The sequence below is a fragment of the Paraburkholderia sp. BR14312 genome (genome assembly GCF_040948675.1).
Lineage (GTDB): Bacteria > Pseudomonadota > Gammaproteobacteria > Burkholderiales > Burkholderiaceae > Paraburkholderia > Paraburkholderia nodosa_A.
Genome location: NZ_JBFPKI010000114.1, coordinates 1 through 226, shown reverse-complemented (window position 1 = coordinate 226; position 226 = coordinate 1). Strand labels below are relative to the sequence as shown.

The window sequence follows — 226 nt, the reverse complement described above, 5'->3', positions numbered from 1 at the left end:
CGAAGGCGCGATTGGCGTTCTTCGCCAGCCCGCGATAACGAACCTTCGTGAAGCCCCACAGCAGCTTCACGACCGCGAACACATGCTCGACCCGGGCACGGATCTTCGACTTGTTGCGGTTCTTGCGCCACGCCACCTCGTCGACGACGCCCTTGCGACGCGTGCGCTTGTTGGTGAAGTCTAGCGCCTGGCCCAGTTGCGATGGTTGCCGGCCTCGCCTTGCTCA

At 63.7% G+C, this 226-nt stretch carries 1 pseudogene; it reads right to left on the bottom strand.

The window, feature by feature from the left end:
* Window positions 1-181: pseudogene (locus AB3X98_RS42245) on the bottom strand (transposase); the annotation flags it as partial.
* Between the last annotated feature and the right edge of the window lie 45 nt (window positions 182-226).